The 14,053-nt window shown below is 61.1% G+C and carries 18 protein-coding genes and 2 pseudogenes; 5 read left to right on the top strand and 15 right to left on the bottom strand.

The genetic code is table 11. From position 1 onward, the window contains the following. A pseudogene (locus AB0313_RS21020) lies at window positions 1-412 on the top strand (hypothetical protein); the annotation flags it as partial. 11 nt (window positions 413-423) lie between these two features. On the opposite strand, the gene AB0313_RS21015 reads toward AB0313_RS21020, so the two are convergent. The 12 genes and pseudogenes from AB0313_RS21015 to AB0313_RS20960 form a co-directional block, all read right to left on the bottom strand. After that, window positions 424-687 carry a hypothetical protein gene (locus AB0313_RS21015; protein ID WP_366308162.1) on the bottom strand — a complete coding sequence of 88 codons (264 nt, stop codon included), beginning with the start codon at window positions 685-687 and terminating at the stop codon, window positions 424-426. 134 nt (window positions 688-821) lie between these two features. Next, complete coding sequence (locus tag AB0313_RS21010; RefSeq protein ID WP_366308160.1) at window positions 822-1,268, bottom strand: MarR family transcriptional regulator; 447 nt, start codon at window positions 1,266-1,268, stop codon at window positions 822-824. Between the two features lie 346 nt (window positions 1,269-1,614). Further along, a complete protein-coding gene (locus AB0313_RS21005) occupies window positions 1,615-1,815 on the bottom strand; it encodes a hypothetical protein (RefSeq protein WP_366308158.1) in 201 nt (66 codons plus the stop codon). Window positions 1,816-1,920: 105 nt separating this feature from the next. Then, window positions 1,921-2,202: a hypothetical protein gene (locus AB0313_RS21000; RefSeq protein ID WP_366308157.1), complete on the bottom strand. Its 282-nt coding sequence runs from the start codon at window positions 2,200-2,202 to the stop codon at window positions 1,921-1,923. Window positions 2,203-2,298: 96 nt separating this feature from the next. Continuing rightward, window positions 2,299-2,940: a TetR/AcrR family transcriptional regulator gene (locus tag AB0313_RS20995; protein WP_366308156.1), complete on the bottom strand. Its 642-nt coding sequence runs from the start codon at window positions 2,938-2,940 to the stop codon at window positions 2,299-2,301. Window positions 2,941-3,123: 183 nt separating this feature from the next. Then, window positions 3,124-3,274 (bottom strand): annotated as a pseudogene (locus AB0313_RS20990) (IS256 family transposase); the annotation flags it as partial. 132 nt (window positions 3,275-3,406) lie between these two features. Then, window positions 3,407-4,585 carry an AAA family ATPase gene (locus AB0313_RS20985; protein ID WP_366308154.1) on the bottom strand — a complete coding sequence of 393 codons (1,179 nt, stop codon included), beginning with the start codon at window positions 4,583-4,585 and terminating at the stop codon, window positions 3,407-3,409. Between the two features lie 1,401 nt (window positions 4,586-5,986). Beyond that, on the bottom strand, window positions 5,987-6,298 hold the full coding sequence (locus tag AB0313_RS20980; protein WP_366308152.1) for a hypothetical protein: 312 nt from the start codon (window positions 6,296-6,298) through the stop codon (window positions 5,987-5,989). 158 nt (window positions 6,299-6,456) lie between these two features. Then, window positions 6,457-6,708, bottom strand: coding sequence for a hypothetical protein (locus tag AB0313_RS20975; protein WP_366308150.1), 252 nt, complete (start codon window positions 6,706-6,708; stop codon window positions 6,457-6,459). Beyond that, entirely contained in the window at window positions 6,671-7,042 is a 372-nt protein-coding gene (locus tag AB0313_RS20970; RefSeq protein ID WP_366308148.1) for a serine hydrolase, read from the bottom strand. Before AB0313_RS20970 ends, AB0313_RS20975 begins: the two co-directional genes overlap by 38 nt. A gap of 1,044 nt (window positions 7,043-8,086) precedes the next feature. Further along, a complete protein-coding gene (locus AB0313_RS20965) occupies window positions 8,087-8,587 on the bottom strand; it encodes a hypothetical protein (protein WP_366308146.1) in 501 nt (166 codons plus the stop codon). Window positions 8,588-8,810: 223 nt separating this feature from the next. After that, a complete protein-coding gene (locus AB0313_RS20960; protein ID WP_366308144.1) occupies window positions 8,811-9,023 on the bottom strand; it encodes a hypothetical protein in 213 nt (70 codons plus the stop codon). A 294-nt stretch (window positions 9,024-9,317) separates the two neighbouring features. Here AB0313_RS20960 and AB0313_RS20955 point away from each other — a divergent pair, with 294 nt between their 5' ends. Both AB0313_RS20955 and AB0313_RS20950 read left to right on the top strand, forming a co-directional pair. Next, window positions 9,318-9,617, top strand: coding sequence for a DUF6510 family protein (locus tag AB0313_RS20955; RefSeq protein WP_366308170.1), 300 nt, complete (start codon window positions 9,318-9,320; stop codon window positions 9,615-9,617). Between the two features lie 130 nt (window positions 9,618-9,747). Continuing rightward, complete coding sequence (locus AB0313_RS20950; RefSeq protein ID WP_366308142.1) at window positions 9,748-10,179, top strand: ester cyclase; 432 nt, start codon at window positions 9,748-9,750, stop codon at window positions 10,177-10,179. A 626-nt stretch (window positions 10,180-10,805) separates the two neighbouring features. Here the strand turns inward: AB0313_RS20950 and AB0313_RS20945 are convergent. Next, complete coding sequence (locus AB0313_RS20945) at window positions 10,806-11,432, bottom strand: VTT domain-containing protein (RefSeq protein WP_366308140.1); 627 nt, start codon at window positions 11,430-11,432, stop codon at window positions 10,806-10,808. A gap of 23 nt (window positions 11,433-11,455) precedes the next feature. On the opposite strand from AB0313_RS20945, the gene AB0313_RS20940 reads away from it, so the two are divergent. Continuing rightward, window positions 11,456-11,968, top strand: a complete 513-nt coding sequence (locus tag AB0313_RS20940) for a hypothetical protein (RefSeq protein WP_366308138.1) — start codon at window positions 11,456-11,458, stop codon at window positions 11,966-11,968. Window positions 11,969-12,350: 382 nt separating this feature from the next. On the opposite strand, the gene AB0313_RS20935 is transcribed toward AB0313_RS20940, so the two are convergent. Further along, window positions 12,351-12,773 (bottom strand): STAS/SEC14 domain-containing protein, encoded by a 423-nt coding sequence (locus AB0313_RS20935; protein WP_366308136.1) that lies wholly within the window; start codon window positions 12,771-12,773, stop codon window positions 12,351-12,353. A 65-nt stretch (window positions 12,774-12,838) separates the two neighbouring features. Here AB0313_RS20935 and AB0313_RS20930 point away from each other — a divergent pair, with 65 nt between their 5' ends. Next, window positions 12,839-12,973 (top strand): hypothetical protein, encoded by a 135-nt coding sequence (locus tag AB0313_RS20930; protein ID WP_366308134.1) that lies wholly within the window; start codon window positions 12,839-12,841, stop codon window positions 12,971-12,973. Window positions 12,974-13,629: 656 nt separating this feature from the next. Here the strand turns inward: AB0313_RS20930 and AB0313_RS20925 are convergent. Further along, window positions 13,630-14,053: plastocyanin/azurin family copper-binding protein (locus AB0313_RS20925; RefSeq protein ID WP_366308132.1), on the bottom strand; the 424-nt coding region annotated here is incomplete at its 5' end.

The raw sequence follows: 14,053 nt of genomic DNA, 5'->3' as shown, positions 1-14,053 counted from the left end.
CGGACTGCGGGACGGCGGCGTGTACCAGAACTACCAAGGCGGCGCTATCGTCTGGTCCCCGGCAACAGGAGCACACGCCTCCGCAGGCCCCATCCGGAATGAATGGGCGGCAACCGGGTACGAAAACGGTGTCCTCGAGTACCCCGTCACCGATCAAGTCCCCGGACTGCGGGACGGCGGCGTGTACCAGAACTACCAAGGCGGCGCTATCGTCTGGTCCCCGGCAACAGGAGCACACGCCTCCGCAGGCCCCATCCGTTCGATCTGGGCCTCCACAGGATACGAATCAGGCCGCCTCGGCTATCCCACAAGTGACGAATACCCGACCGGCAACGACGGCAGCGTTGCCCAAAACTACCAAGGAGGCGTCATTCACTGGAGCCCAAACGGCTCATATATCTCCTGGTCGTAATGACAGGACCACTACATGCCCCATGCTCGTAGGGGCTCCCTGCGGCGGTTTGAAGAACTACGACCGCAATAAATAACCTTGTGCGCGTGTGATTCTAAAATCGCGGGCGGCAGCCGGGTCGGCGATGGTTTCGGCAGCCCGCCAGGGCCCACCAGGCTCACACCCTGCTCCTTGGCCTGCGCGAGCAACCGCTCCGCGAGCTCCTTCTGATCGATGATCTCTCCCGTCACAGGATCGATCATCACCCCTGTCATCTCGGTCGTGGACTCTGACACGGCCGTCTCCTTTCGGATCAGGCTGGACCCTCACACACCGTTTTTCTTACAGTCCCTCCCCTGGGGAGGCACCTTGTTTATGAGGCAAGTCAGAGCGATGTCGGGGACAGCCGCTCCGCTTTGGGGGCGCGTAGTTATGGGTTCTCGGGTTTGATTTCGTTGGAGCGGGAGGCGAGCACGCGAACGATGGTTTGCAGTTCCTTGCGGAGCCTGCCGCCATCTGTTGCCGTATGAGTCAATAGTGTGCGGTCCACGTCACTGACTTCGTTGATCACCCGGGCGCCGAGGTCGGTGATGGAGACGACCTGGCTTCTGCGGTCAGAAGGGCTGGGCTCTCGGCAGATGTAGGCCCATGCCTCCAGGCGGGACAAGGTCTTGCCCATTGTCTGGTTCTGCACACGGACCCTTTGGGCGATTTTCGTCTGGCTCATGGGCTCCTCCGCTCTGGATAGTACATCCAGGGCTATCACTCCGGCGTGGGTGAGCCCGGCATCGGCCAGTTTCTCGTTCCAGGAATGCTCGACGAGCCTGCCCGCGGTTGAAAGGAGGCGGCCGGTGGGCCAGGAATTCATGTCGGGCATGAGCTGAGTACAGACCTTCGGTCTGCGCGGGGCCTGGACGTGGTTTTCAGGGTGAAGTGGAAGCCTGGGTGCGGAGCCTGCGAGAGCAGCATTCCTCAATCCGGTTTGGAGCTGCGGGGGAGCAGAAGCGACACTGAGGAGGTCGTGTAGCAGAGTGCGGCGATTCAAAGGCAATGCCTTAGGTCCTGTCGCTGCAGCAGTTCGGCGGCAGGGCCCCCTTCGCGGAAGCGCCCGCGCTCTGACAGCTATGAAGGCCTCTGTGCGGGACGGAAGTATTACAGCGGTCGTCCGGTCGGGGGGGGCACGGCGGTATTAGAACGAGCCGTTAGGAGGCACGAGCAGCGGATTAGTCCTCGCGTTGCTCGAACTCCGCATCAAGCTCGTAGTGGCGGAACTCGGTCTCCGGGTGAGACTCACCCTCGGTGACGATTTCGTGGTCGAGTTGGCGTTGGACCTGGCTGTCGAGTACCTGCAATTTCTCGTCTTTGAGTGTTTCCAGATCCTCGGGAAACGGGTCGGCCGGGGTGATCCGCAGATTGCTTGACATGGGTGTCCCTTTCACTAGCGGCACTCCATTTCATCGGACACCGGCAACGAGAGTATCTTGGTCGAGCCCGTCAGCTTTACGCTCCTGCTTTGGCAGAGGCCTTCGTCAGACCAGACTTGGTTGGCTGGCGAGGATGTAGTCCAGAGCGGCCGGACCGGTCATCCGAAGTCCGGGCCGTATGCTCCGGTGGTTGTTAGCGCGTCGTTCGTGGATGCCTTGACCGGACATCGCTGCCCAAAACGACTCGCACGGCCCGGGGGTTTGTTCGTGCAGTGCGCACCAAGACAGGTACAGGCCGTAGATTTGGTCTTCGCTGAGTATGTGGTCATCGACCGTATCGGCGGCAATGCATTCCTGAACAAAACGGATGTAGTCCTGGGTTTCCATCTCTAGCTCCTGTTCCTTCAACGGAATTGTGGATAAGGGGGCAGCATCTTTGAACCGCCAAAAGAACGGAGACCAATGTGCGCAGGTGATGAAGCGTCAGGGGGCCATCGGGGCCTCACCTCCGTGGTCGCGGATGAGGGAAGCGGCCATCCGTTTGGCGAAGACGGCTGCCTCACGGTCTCCCTCGACCGCTGAAATGATCGAACCCTTTGTCAGGATGTGGCAGGAGCGGGCGAAAACGTCGGGTTGTTCAAGGCCGGCTTCCACGGCCAGGGCCCGTATGAAGGCCCGGACCTGCGCCAGATAATCGATTGATGCAATTCCCAGGGAATGGGCGGGACCCATTTCCAGCATCGTGCTGACGAAGGCGCAGGCCTGAAAGTCATCCTGGCGGAACCACCCGTCCAGGACATCAAAAATAGCCAACAATCGGTCGATGGGGTCCTCGGTCCGTCTTCCGGTGTCCGCGATGATCCCCTCAACCGTCATGTCGTGGTGGCAGCGCTCCAAGTACGCAAGGACCAGTTCATCCTTCGAAGTGAAGTGCGCGTAGAAGGTTGCTTTCGCGACCCTGGCCCGTGAGATCAATTCATTGATACCAACATCGCGGATGCCCCGGTGCAGGAACAGCTCGTAGGCGGCATCAAGGATGCGTTCCCTGGCGCCACCCGAGGCAAGGCGTGGGGGAGCAGAGGCGGCAGCGTCGCTGGTGCGCGGCAAGGTATATGTGTGGGCCATCACAAGCAGACACTATACGAAAAGCAGACAGACCAGTCAGTATGCACGAGACGTTGGCTGCGCACGCGACTGATCCCGGCCATCAAAACGACCGTTTCCGTGAGGAGCCGCACCCGGGATTGTCGGATTTTCGGTGGATTCGCGGTTGGCATTTAGTTGATTCTTCCGTCGAAACTGATGGCAGGCGTTCAGTGTCGGCTTCCATCGTGGGGCCCATCGTGCCCTGCCTTGGCCTGTGGGGTCCAGTGCCCGGGTTGCGAGGTACAGGCATTTCAGGCCTGCTTGCTGGGGGGGAATGGCCGCGAACTCTGACGGCGCCCCGATAGCGGGGGTGACGGATGCGCTGGCGTCAGTGCTTCAGATGCCCCGAGTCTTTTGTGGGGCCGATAATGGAGATTCCGTCAAGCTGGGGGAGTGGTCCGTGTCCTAACCCGTTTTTGCCGGTGTCATTGCCCGGTCATGGCGGCTAGTCCGGAAGTTCTTGTCGGGCGATGAAGCTTGCCATGCCGGGGACTGTGAATGCGACGTGCCCGTATTCGGGGGAGTAGATAAGTCCCTTGTCGATGAGGGTGGCTCGTGCAGGTCCCAAGGCTGTCGGCTTTTTGCCCATCCTGGCGGCTATGTCGCCGGTGCTGGAAGGGCCTTTACCGTCCTGGGCCATGGCATGGAGGAACCGGCGCTCGGCTTTCGTTGCGCGTTGCCATCTGGCGACGAAGAAGCCGGCATCGAGTTTTTCCCGGCCGAGGGTAATTGCCGCGTCGGCGTCCTCGGGTGTGAAGGGACTTTTGAGGGCTGATTCCCACATGGCACTGCCGAATTCCTGGACGAAGTATGGATACATCCCCGAGGCCTCAATCATGAGGTCCAAGGCTTCGGGGGAGTACTGCTGTCCAACAGAGGCTGCCGGCTGGGTCAATGCATCTCTGGCGGCGTCGGGGGCCAGTTTGCCGATGATCCGGTAGTCGAAGGCCCTTTCGGCGTAGCTGCGGATTTCCGCTAGACGCCCGGGCAGGTTCGGAAGACCGGCTCCGATAACGAAGAACGGCAGCTGTTCTTGGTTTGCGTGATGCTGGGTTGCAATCAATGCCCCCAACAGTTCGTCATCGAGGTCCTGCATCTCATCGATGAAAATCGCGAAGCCGCTGCGTTGTTTCTTAAGCGCTGTGGCGAGGTCCTCGACGAGGTCCCTGAAATCAATCTCCAGATGCCCAGTCGAGGCCCTGGTGGGATCCAGTCCGACGCCGAGGGAGATTCCTTTGACTCCTGCCGTCGCGGTGAAGGATGTCACCGTTGATAGCGCTTTGCGGACAGAGTCCCCGGTTTGTATGAGCGGCATCAGCTTTCGGGCCGCGCTCTGCAGCTCCGCGGCGATGACTTTGCGTGCTTCCTGTTGGGCGCTTTCGCCCCTGCGGGCCTCGAGCTTGATGGTAATCCACCCGTGGTGATCTGCCAGCCCTTTGAGCCTGCGCAGTAGGACTGTCTTTCCAACTCCGCGAAGACCCGAGAGCACCAGAGGGCGGGCCTGGAGATGCCTTTTTGTTCTGACGATCAAGAGATCGAACGCCGCGATCTCGGCATCCCTGCCAGCCAAGTGCATCGGCTGCGCCCCGGAACCGGGGTTGTATGGGTTGAGTTCCAACTGCATGAACCAAAGATAGCAAGTTCTACTACGAAATAAGGATTTTCTTAGAACCTAATAGAACTCGCTATGTCTCGCCCGTCGCGGACCAGGTCGTAGATGCCGGTAGGCAGTTCAACCTGATCGTCCCGCGCCAAAGGACCAGACGTTCCCATGAGTCGAAGCAGCCAGCTTCAGGTGTGCTGGCGCCAAAAAAGAGCGGGAATCCCCTTGTCTGACATCGGCTCCTGATGTTCTCAGATCCCACCCTGACAGTCCAAAGGAAGGGAACCTGGTCGGAGAAGCTCGAGAACAGAGACATAGGCTACGGACTCTGGAATTAATGAAGCGAGCCTCGGGGTGGGCGCCCATGCCACACGTTTCAACGGCGTCGGACGTTTAAGAACAAGTGAAAAGCCCGGCGCAGAGCCCACGTCCTCCCAGGTCAGGCGATCCTGACGTCAGCTTGGGGTTTAGGTCAAGGACGCAACGGGTTGATCTTTTCCCCGACTGACACCCTGGTAGCGGAGCGGCACCGTTCGCGGACGGGTTGTTTGTCGACGGGTTCACCGGTATCCACTCTTGGCTGGCGGGACCGTCCAGTACACCGTCATTCACTGCGGGGAGGTGGCGATCCTGTTTGTGGATACCCGGCCTGTGGACGCTATCGCCTTCCATCACGGCCTACTCGGCGCGAATGACTCCGCCGGCTTCCTCGCCTTCCCTCAGTGAGGTTCATTTTGCTGGTTCTCGGCTCGCAGTGACATACCAGCATCGTTTGCTCCGCCGGGGCTTGACGAGGGCCATCATTGATTCGTCGGGTGCTCAACGATCGGAGAAGACCATGTTCCAGGCACTGCTGTGCAAACTGAACATTCGGCACAAATGGCATGTCGAACGTTCCGAAGACGGCCGGCTGTATAGGCGCTGTCTTGGGTGCGGCAAAGACGACGACGAACGTGCTGTAGGCGGTGGCAACTTTAGCCACTGGGCTGGCGGCTAAGCAGCAGAGGGGCTCTGTCTAAGAGTTCAGTGTGAGGGACAGGAGTGTGTCTATAGTGCTTTCTTGCCCAACTTCAGGAACGGAAGCCCATGGCCGCCACCGAGGACGACTTCGTTCACCTCCACGGCGACACCGTGATTCCCGAGGACTACGTCAGCGTGTGGCGCACGATCCGCCCCTCCGATGCATCCATCTTGACCAGGAAGACGAAGTCACAGCAGCCGTGTCGTTCCGGGCGGACGCGCCCGCGCTGACTAGGCCAATCCTCGAAGCAGCGGGCCTGGATCCCCGGACCCTCTTCCTTGACGACATGCCGGAGCTAAACGCCGGCTCGCACGAGCGCAGCATCGATAGCCGCGTTCGTGGAGTCGCCGGATGACTGATTGTTGAGTGCTTTGTCAGCGGACTGGCTTGCACAGGGGGTCTTAGACCTCGTTCAGGGTGGACTCCATCCGGCCGTTCATGAAGTCGCATTTCTCCTCAGCAGCTGGGTCCTCGAGCCCAGTCGGCAGCGGCGGCACCGTCACAGTCAAAGTTGCCACGTATCGCCCGTCGGCGCTGCTGACGGCTGTCGTTTGATAGCCCCAGAGCGAGGCGAGGCCCTCGTGTCTCGACTCTCTCGAGCAACCGTCCGCATGTTCCCACACGCCCAACCCGTAGGAGGCGAAACCAAGGCTCGTCTTCATTTCCCGCAGCGACGCGGGCGAGACCGCCCGGCCGGTAAGGAGCGCGCCCATAAAGAGATTCACGTCAGGGATAGTGGACGTTGCCCCGCCAGCGGTGTTACCTGCCCAGGCGGTGTTGTCTGTGACATCGACCCGGTCACCCCGAATGGTGGCATAGCCATGCAGAAGTCCGGGCGCCGTGAGGTCTACGGGTGCCAGGCTTGTGTCCTTCAAACGAGTGGTTCGAAAACCTCCTCCTGGATGACCTGGATGACCTGGGTGAAAGCCTTGGGCCGCAGTTCCTGTATCAGCAGACCGAGAGCCAGATAATTCGTATTCGAGTACTTGAAAGTACCCACGCTAGGCGCGGGCCAGGGGAGGGTCCCGGCCAACTGTAATCCACCCTCCATTGTGAGCGGTTGAGAGAAGAACGCCGGCCGAAAGTCAATGTCTTTTGGCTGAGCATCGTTGACCTCGGGCATACCGGAGGTATGGCTGAGCAGGCTGCCTGACGGTGATCGGCGCCGGAGGCTTGAGTGCGGACGTGAATCCGGCGATCACGTCATTGACGGGATCGTCGAGGCCGATGAGGTGGTCCTCCACGAGCTTTAATACCGCTACTGCTGTCATCGTTTTCGTGACGCTTGCGATCTGTACCCGGTCGGTGGGCTCCGCCGGCGTTCTGCTCTCAGGATCGCACACGCCGTAGGCCTTCGACCATTCCCCGTCGGGCCAGCGGATCTGCACAACGGCTGCGACCGCGGCCTCGTCAGAGAGTCTTCCTTCCGTCCGCCCCAACGCTGCAGCAGGACCCATCTGTGAATTTGCGCTCGAACTTCTGCCCCACGTGCCGCGGTCAGCCTTGCCGCCAAGGAGAAAGACCTTTGTTCAGCTGTCCTTCCTTGGCTGCGGTCGTGCCAGATGAGCTCAGTCACATTGATAGAGGGTCGTGTCCGGTTCTGTTGGGTCTGCTCCGTCCAGGGCCCATGCCCATATGTAAGCCAGGGCGTCTACGTCGCATTGTGAAATGGCGACCCTGCCGGATTCCGCGTTGATCCAGCCATAGCCCATCAAGTCGGTCGACACGTAGAGGTTGGTCGCGTGCCCGAGGCCCAGTGCGTGCCCGATTTCGTGTAGTGCCATGCTGGAGGTGACTGGGACAGGGGTTGCCTCATATCTCCCAGGGGGCCCGATGTAGCTGACAATGACGTTGTTGCAACCGGAGGGTCCGCACTCCGCTCGTCCGCCGAAGGCGGAGCCCCCCGCGTGGGGGACGAGATGCACCACAATATCTGTTTGGGCGCGATCACCCGGTGCGATCGGTATGTAAGTGAGTGTTACGGCACCGGCCAGACATGCTTCGAGTGTTTGCTGCCATGTCACTATGGCCTGCTCTACGGCAGCGAACTGCGCAGGATCTACAGTGGAAGGGGCTGATACCCCGATGGTGAGATCCGTCTTGCTCCACCAATAGGCCTGAGCAGGTCCGTCGCCGGCCGGAGCTATGTTGGCCAGAATGTACAAGGCATCTGCGTCGGAGGCGGGCCGACTGCAGGTAGCCGCCGCCGTGCTATCCGGGTCAGCAGCGTGAACGGGCGACGCGGATACCATACTGATCAGCAGGCATCCGGCGATAATGGCCGAGAATATCCGTGTCATGCCCTTGTCCGAAGTGCGTCCGGGCGCAGCAGGGACCGAGCGGGGAAGAAGCGTCATAACTGAGCCTTTCGTTGTATTCCTTCTTGTCCCAGAGAGCTGTGCGAAGTGGCGTTTGTGCAGGACTTGGAGTTCAGCCTTGGCATAGACGCCGAGGCTGAACCAGTTCACTGCATGGCGCTGGCAAATTGACCCGAACGTCGATTAGGTGAGGGCCGCACAGACATCCACAGCGGTGCCCGAGACACTTTGGACGTCGAATACTCCATTGGGGTCGATTGTGAAGACGACGGTTCCGATGTACTGGGTGGTGGAAGGGCCGGCAGGGATGTCGGTGGGGAAGAGGATCAGGCCCGTGTGGCCGCTGATCCGGACGGTTTGGACGCCGGCGTCGGGATCGATAACGGTTTTCGAAACGCTTCCGTTGGACGCGAAGGTAATGGATTTGCCGGTGTCCGCGTTCGTATAGGTCAGCGTGTAGCCCTTCCCGGCCTGGATGATGATGCCAGCATCTCCATTGCGGTCCTCAATCACATGTGTGCGGGCCGTGGATCCGGTGCCCGAAACGTCCAAGGCGAAGTTGCACCCCTCGCCCGCCGGAAGGTTTAAGGTCAAGTCCTCAGCGGCCGTTGCTTGGGGAGCCGAGACGATTGGCAGTGATAGAGCACCTATGAGGGACGTGAGGACGGGAAAAAGGCGTTTCATTGCAGTATCTCCAATGCTTTGGAAAGGGACTTCCGGGACGAACCGGGTTTAGTGCAGGATCAGCGTTCCGCAGTAATGGCGGATTTGCGGGAAATCAAGCAAATTTATCTATCGATCCGATCGCTTGCCAGAATTCATAACGGGACTGCGCAGCCGCACGGAACGTAAGCGGCGTCAAACTGAACCCTGTGGCAGTGATTGTGTCGTGAGGGCGGTGAAGTACCTACTTCTGCTCCGGTATCCAGTCGGGTGCCGACACGTTTCCGCCGGTGAGGTTGTCGCACCGCACCAGCTGAGTGCCGACGCGTTCCAGGGGGCAGCCGGCGTAGGTTGTCAGACCGTCAGTGCTGACAACCTGAGCGAGCGCCAGAGGCGGCGAAGCAAGAAACAACGCCGTGAATACGGCGACCACAAAGTTTGCAATTAGCTGGATCATGTTGGGTTTCCTGGGTATTGACACGATATAAGAGCGCTCGAACACATCGAGACAACGGTGCTCCCAGCCAGCGGGCGGTCCGGCCTGCCATTTCCGGCGGCCTGCGGTGGACAAAAAATACACCCCCGCAGCAATGCCTCAAAGGGTTTTCGATACCCATTCAGGTCCCCTGTTTTCAACGTGTTCACGAGGGGGACCCGGTCTCATTCACTAGGGGATGTATGTCGCCCGTCCCCTATTCTTTGTCGCCCAAAATGCGGTTAATGGGCTGGAGACGCGCCCCGCTGCTTTGTTCTGTGGTCGGGAAGGACATCGCGGCTACACTGCATAACCCGATTTCGTACGTGGCCGGGAACGCTACAGCCGGCGCCCTTTCCGAAGTGTTCCGCATCGACGTCATCGCCGCGCTCGGACGCTGCAGACATTGAATCAGTAAGTGCAGTTGGCGAGGCCGCGGTCTTCACGGACACGGATGTTATTGTCGTGCGCTACCGTGATTGCCAGGGAGTGCTGCTGCGCTTGGTGGAAACGCCGACCCGATTCTGGCTGGACTTCAGCGGGCTCAGCTTTCTGGAAATCAGCCGCGAGGATTAGGCCTTTCCAAATTTTCGGGCTGTGCGGGACTGCCGGGGCATGAGTTTTTTCGGGTCTAAAGGCCCATTGATTCTCAGGTGGGCAGGTCTAGCATCGTCCGCGTCAGGACATTCCAGGAAGGAGATGTGTGATGTCACGCGCTGAAGTAGAGCAACTGGACGACCGTGGAATGGCGGCCTGGGACAAGCACGATACGGCCGGGTTCGCCGACCTGCTGGCTGATGGGTTCACTTTTTCGGATGTGATGGCCCCTGAGCCTTTCCAAACGCGGGAGCAGGTCCGGGCCTACATGGAGGCATGGTTCTCGGCTTTTCCCGACATGCACGTCAAGACCACCCGCAGGGTGGTCAGTGATGATGAGGTGGCGGCGGAAGTGGAGTTCACCGGCACGAACACAGGTCCACTGCGCATGGGCGACCAAGAAATTCCGGCCACAGGCAAGTCGGTTGTGGGAACCGGTACCTACTTTGCTTCAATCAGGGAGGGAAAGATCGTTTCGTTCCGGGCTCACCCCGATGTCGCCTCCATGATGGGGCAGCTCGGACTGATGCCTGGGATGTAAAACTGCATCCATAGGTAATCAGCAACCCTTTTCGCGTGTAGTCGAAAGGAAGTTCGGCTGGTGATCAGCCCGCCGCTGGCTTCAGTCCCCTCCCGCCTAGACGGACTGTCGACGTGGTTTGCTGGCCCTAGCAGCCTTGCTATAAGGTCCGGCCGGGGTTCGTGGGTTGGGGTGGGGCCTGGCGGCAGCTTGTAGGGCCGCTGGTGCTTCACCCTTCCACGTAGGGCTAATGGTCGGTTGTCGCGGTTTTGACTTCCTCCATGTGGGCCGTCGATGACCCTTCCGGTTTGGCCCACGCGGAAGACCTGCCCTACGAGAAAGGCCCGACCTGCGCCGGATACCTCACCGGGGCCACTCCCGCATTTCGGCCCACGGACTACCGGTGCAACGGGTCACGACCGGCAACACTCTCACCTACCGGCTCTCCAGCAACTTCCAAACCGCGTGGGCGCTCTTGGGTGCCGAACACGTCCCGATCAAGTCCAGGCATCCCTGGCAGCTGCAAAAGCAGAACGCTTCAACCGGACCCTCCAGGAACGTTGGGCCCACCGTCGGCCTTCACCTGAAACGGGGCAGCCGTGGCGCCTGCCGATTCGACGTGCCTATCCTGGTCCTCTTCCGTCCTGTCACTGTGAATTGCCGGCCGCATCTTGTCCGTCTTGCCCGGCACGGCCGCGGCGGCGCAGTGCTTCGACACCGACGGGGATCACCGAAAGGAGCACCAGGAGCGTGGCCAGAACGTCGATGTTTTTGGCGATGAATTCGATGTGGCCGAGCCAGATGCCTACCAGGGCGAATGAGACGGTCCATAGGACGGCGCCCACCACGTTCCAGGTCAGGAACCAGCGGCGGCTGTACCGGGCAGCACCTGCGACGAGTGGGGTGTAGGTCCGGGCTACCGGGACGAAACGGGCCAGGGCCAGGGCCCGGCCGCCGTAGCGCTCGAAGAACGCTTCTGCGCTTTGCAGGTGCTTGAGCTTGAGTACCCTGGCATCTTCGCGGAACCAGCGCCTTCCCACAATTCTGCCGACCAGGTAGCCGACCTGGTTACCGGCTATTGCCGCACCGGCTGCGACCGCAACGAGGAGCGGCAGGGGAACAGGAAGGTCGGCGCCCAGGACGCCAAGCGAAAACAGCAGTGTGTCCCCGGGTAGGAAGGGGAACAGGACGCCGGATTCGATGAACATGATCACCGCGACGATGACGATCAGCCACGGCCCTGACCCGGACAGCAACGAGGTGAGATCCGGCATGGCGTGTTCCTCTCGTATGAAGGATGCGTGCTACGCCCATTGTTGCCTATGCCGACTGCGATCACCCACCCGCAGAAGGAACCGACTCCTACCCCTACAGCAGCAAGGTCTGCCTCGTGGGCGTGCAAACCTTCCTGTTGACAGGTCGCGATGACGCCTTCCTCCAGGCCAGCCAGGCCCTTCAAACCCTATCCAAATATGACGACCCGAACCGCGCCTACCCCTTCCTGGTTTCGCCCGGCATGAATGGTGACACTCCGGCGGGGACAGCGGACCACCTGGAACAGCTGTGGGGCACGACCGGATACGACATCCCGGCGTGCACCCCCGTGGCCTGCGAGACCCGCCGGGCGTCCGGCCCACGGACCTTCCCGTTTGGCTCCCCTGAAGCGACGCTGGGGTTGCTGTCCTCCTTCGCCGGGGCGGCAGCCACCTGGGTCAGACGGTCCGACGCCGAAACGGGTGTAGACGGCGTAGGCGATGCGTTTGCACCCCGGAGGATGCCGAAGGCTGACCTGTGCAGCCGGAGAGGATGAGTGCAATGGCCATTGCACAAAGTGTTCCAGCTGTCTTCAATTCGTCCCCCGATTTTCATTCCTCACGAAACGCCAAGCCCACAGTCCCGGCAGGGCAGCAACTTAGCCAAGCGAGCTTGCCCGACCCCCTGTGACCTCGCAGGATGTCCAGTAATAAGCTGGAAATCCGTGCCGAGCATGCCCGGATGTCCTGCGCAATGAACCGCCCACCAGGCGGTGCAGTGCGGAGCCGGTCGCTGAGAGCCGACTCGACGGCAATACGCGGCATGCCGTGGGCCGGCTGTGAATCTCTCCCGGATCATCTTTTCGACCGGGGCCAGCAGGGCATCCAGCATCTCGCTGGGGTTCCAGGTCATCTGTGGGCCCGTTGCCGACCCCTGGTTCAGCCACTGCTGCCCCAGGCCCCGATGAGCGGTACTGGCGGCGTGGCCTTGGCCGGCGTCTTCAGCCATGTCACCGCGTCCGCTTCCGAAGTGAAGTACCGGGTGGTGCAGAGAGGTTGGTACCGGGCGACGTAGAAGACAAAAACGACCTCATCCACCGGCGTCGACCCGATCACCGCGACCCGGGTAAGGGGCCAGCTGGCGGCAAACACAGTCCGTGCTCTGTATTGCAGCGCCTCCATCCAGGCTGCATCCACGAGCAGGGGCCGTCGCTTTCGGGAAACGAGGGCGCTGACCTTCGTCATGATGTCCCGGGCGGCACCTTCAGTCACGGCCCGGTCCCGCGCCCACCGCAGGCGGATCACACCGGCGCGCAGTTCCAGCGCCCAGTCGTGACCAGCGCGCTCCAGCCCATCCATCACAGCCCTCCCCCTGGCACATCCTTGCGGTGTATCGGCTAGGTACCCGGGAGTCACACTGCCTAAGCATGCGGTTCCCAAGGGATCCCCGCGGCCTGATCGAGTGGCTGGACGCCTCCGATAAGTACCGCATTGGCTGGGCGCATTCGACCAGCATCAAGCGCGTGACAGCAGGGGAGTGGAAGGGCGGCACCGGGCTGTAGACTCGCTGCTGTTCGTCCGCCCGCTGATCGTCAAACTCGGGCAGGCCCCGTTCACGTGAAGCCATGTCAGGAGTCGAGATGCCCTGACGGCTCCACGGGGGCCGACGGGAAGACCGGCGGCCGCCATGTGCTTGGCATCGGGATGTTCGTGCCGGACGGCCGGCGGCTGAGAATCGTTCCGGCCACGGCCGCCGCGGTAGCCACGGCCCGTTTACCCGTCACGAGGAACTCGATCCTGTTCATGAAGGGTCCCGGATCGTCTTCGTACCCGATCTCGATCGTCGGCCACCGACGAAACGCTCGCCGCGCGGACCCCTTTCCATCAATCCGGGCGCGCTGCTCCGGCGTCATTACGCAGGCCCCGCCGGTTAGTGTCCGGTGGGAGGGGTTTGGGCCGGCGGTGGGGGGGAGGGCGTCCTCGGTCTCATGGACGACCTTTTGCCGCCGGCCCTGTCCCATTTGTAAGGCCCCGCCCCCAACAGCAGGATCTTGCTCTTAACGGTAAGGCCTCTCCCTAAACGGCAGCCCACCTTCAGAGCAGGTTTCGCTCAAGACTGTATACACGCTTGGGTTCTCGCGGTGATTGCAGCACTGAGCGGATGGATGTTGTTATGACCAGGGTGCTCAATTCATTTGAGGCATCCCCTGTTAGGGGGTCAGGGCGTGGGGGTGACTGTCACGCTGCCCACCATTCCCATGTCGTCGTGGAACTGGCAGAAGTAGTTCCATGTTCCGGTCTGGTCAAACGTCACTGCGAATGTCGAGGGACCGCCGGCGGAAGCCGGGAACAGGGTTCCGGAGTCTACGGTCTTTCCATTCTGTTGGAGCGCGGCGAATGTCACGGTGTGCGGGACGAACACCTGGTTGGCGCCCATGTCGAAGGTCACGGTCGTCCCGGCAGGCACGGTGTCCTTCGGCCAGATGAACCGCATGACCATCGCCTCCGTATCGCTGGCGCCGACGTAGACGTGGGTTGAGGTGGCCTTGTCCGCCGTGTCCTCCCACAGATCCTGGCCGTCAGCGATAATCTCCTCGGCCTGTTCCTCGGCCAGCTCGTTGTAGTACGCCTGCCTATGCGGG

Source organism: Pseudarthrobacter sp. NPDC080039, assembly GCF_040702335.1.
In the GTDB taxonomy this organism is placed as follows: Bacteria; Actinomycetota; Actinomycetes; order Actinomycetales; family Micrococcaceae; genus Arthrobacter; species Arthrobacter enclensis_A.
This window is presented reverse-complemented; position numbering and strand designations above follow the sequence as displayed.

Excerpts from the sequence above, each read along its gene's own strand:
- AB0313_RS21005 (WP_366308158.1), bottom strand. The coding sequence starts at position 1,815 with ATGTCAAGCAATCTGCGGATCACCCCGGCCGACCCGTTTCCCGAGGAT.
- AB0313_RS20980 (WP_366308152.1), bottom strand. The coding sequence starts at position 6,298 with ATGGGCGCGCTCCTTACCGGCCGGGCGGTCTCGCCCGCGTCGCTGCGG.
- AB0313_RS20930 (WP_366308134.1), top strand. The coding sequence starts at position 12,839 with ATGCGGTTCCCAAGGGATCCCCGCGGCCTGATCGAGTGGCTGGACGCC.
- AB0313_RS21010 (WP_366308160.1), bottom strand. The coding sequence starts at position 1,268 with ATGCCCGACATGAATTCCTGGCCCACCGGCCGCCTCCTTTCAACCGCG.
- AB0313_RS21000 (WP_366308157.1), bottom strand. The coding sequence starts at position 2,202 with ATGGAAACCCAGGACTACATCCGTTTTGTTCAGGAATGCATTGCCGCC.
- AB0313_RS20965 (WP_366308146.1), bottom strand. The coding sequence starts at position 8,587 with ATGAAACGCCTTTTTCCCGTCCTCACGTCCCTCATAGGTGCTCTATCA.
- AB0313_RS20950 (WP_366308142.1), top strand. The coding sequence starts at position 9,748 with ATGTCACGCGCTGAAGTAGAGCAACTGGACGACCGTGGAATGGCGGCC.
- AB0313_RS20985 (WP_366308154.1), bottom strand. The coding sequence starts at position 4,585 with ATGCAGTTGGAACTCAACCCATACAACCCCGGTTCCGGGGCGCAGCCG.
- AB0313_RS20940 (WP_366308138.1), top strand. The coding sequence starts at position 11,456 with ATGCGTGCTACGCCCATTGTTGCCTATGCCGACTGCGATCACCCACCC.
- AB0313_RS20995 (WP_366308156.1), bottom strand. The coding sequence starts at position 2,940 with ATGGCCCACACATATACCTTGCCGCGCACCAGCGACGCTGCCGCCTCT.
- AB0313_RS20975 (WP_366308150.1), bottom strand. The coding sequence starts at position 6,708 with ATGCCCGAGGTCAACGATGCTCAGCCAAAAGACATTGACTTTCGGCCG.
- AB0313_RS20960 (WP_366308144.1), bottom strand. The coding sequence starts at position 9,023 with ATGATCCAGCTAATTGCAAACTTTGTGGTCGCCGTATTCACGGCGTTG.
- AB0313_RS20970 (WP_366308148.1), bottom strand. The coding sequence starts at position 7,042 with ATGGGTCCTGCTGCAGCGTTGGGGCGGACGGAAGGAAGACTCTCTGAC.
- AB0313_RS20945 (WP_366308140.1), bottom strand. The coding sequence starts at position 11,432 with ATGCCGGATCTCACCTCGTTGCTGTCCGGGTCAGGGCCGTGGCTGATC.